General features: G+C 49.3%; 1 tRNA gene and 1 rRNA gene. Both read right to left on the reverse strand.

Annotated features, from left to right (window positions below):
- Window positions 1-6 precede the first annotated feature (6 nt).
- A tRNA-Ile gene (locus tag LX95_RS14485) sits at window positions 7-80 on the reverse strand.
- 102 nt (window positions 81-182) lie between these two features.
- A 16S ribosomal RNA gene (locus tag LX95_RS14490) occupies window positions 183-1484 on the reverse strand; the annotation flags it as partial.

Raw genomic sequence — 1484 nt, forward strand, 5'->3', positions numbered from 1 at the left:
ACGTTGTAGTCTCAGGCAGACTCGAACTGCCGACCTCTACATTATCAGTGTAGCGCTCTAACCAGCTGAGCTATGAGACTGCATTTAAAATATAAATTGACAGTAATTAAGACCTTATAAAACTCATTATGAGTTCCTAAGTCGATCTAGTATTGCGCTTGTACTTATAGTACTTGCTCTAGAAAGGAGGTGTTCCAGCCGCACCTTCCGGTACGGCTACCTTGTTACGACTTAGCCCCAGTTACCAGTTTTACCCTAGGCCGCTCCTTACGGTAACGGACTTCAGGTACCCCCAGCTTCCATGGCTTGACGGGCGGTGTGTACAAGGCCCGGGAACGTATTCACCGGATCATGGCTGATATCCGATTACTAGCGATTCCAGCTTCACGCAGTCGAGTTGCAGACTGCGATCCGAACTGTGATAGGGTTTGAAGATTCGCTCCTTCTCGCGAAGTGGCTGCTCTCTGTCCCTACCATTGTAGCACGTGTGTGGCCCAGGACGTAAGGGCCGTGATGATTTGACGTCATCCCCACCTTCCTCACGGTTTGCACCGGCAGTCTGGCTAGAGTTCCCGACTTGACTCGCTGGCAACTAACCACAGGGGTTGCGCTCGTTATAGGACTTAACCTGACACCTCACGGCACGAGCTGACGACAACCATGCAGCACCTTGTAATCTGTCCGAAGAAAAATCTGTTTCCAAATCTGTCAGACTACATTTAAGCCCTGGTAAGGTTCCTCGCGTATCATCGAATTAAACCACATGCTCCACCGCTTGTGCGGGCCCCCGTCAATTCCTTTGAGTTTCATTCTTGCGAACGTACTCCCCAGGTGGGTTACTTATCACTTTCGCTTAGCCACTCAGTCTCAATCGACCAAACAGCTAGTAACCATCGTTTACGGCGTAGACTACCAGGGTATCTAATCCTGTTCGCTACCTACGCTTTCGTCCATCAGCGTCAGTACATTATTAGTGATCTGCCTTCGCAATCGGTATTCTGAGTGATATCTATGCATTTCACCGCTACACCACTCATTCTAACCACTTCATAATGACTCAAGACTAACAGTATCAATGGCAATTCTACAGTTGAGCTGCAGACTTTCACCACTGACTTATTAGTCCGCCTACGGACCCTTTAAACCCAATGATTCCGGATAACGCTTGGATCCTCCGTATTACCGCGGCTGCTGGCACGGAGTTAGCCGATCCTTATTCGTAGAGTACCGTCAATTCCCTTCACGAAGGGAGGTTTCTTCCTCTATAAAAGCAGTTTACAACCCATAGGGCAGTCTTCCTGCACGCGGCATGGCTGGATCAGAGTTGCCTCCATTGTCCAATATTCCTCACTGCTGCCTCCCGTAGGAGTCTGGTCCGTGTCTCAGTACCAGTGTGGGGGATCTCCCTCTCAGGACCCCTACCTATCGAAGTCTTGGTAAGCCGTTACCTTACCAACAAACTAATAGGACGCATACTCATCTAT

This window comes from Mesonia algae, assembly GCF_003253545.1.
Lineage (GTDB): Bacteria > Bacteroidota > Bacteroidia > Flavobacteriales > Flavobacteriaceae > Mesonia > Mesonia algae.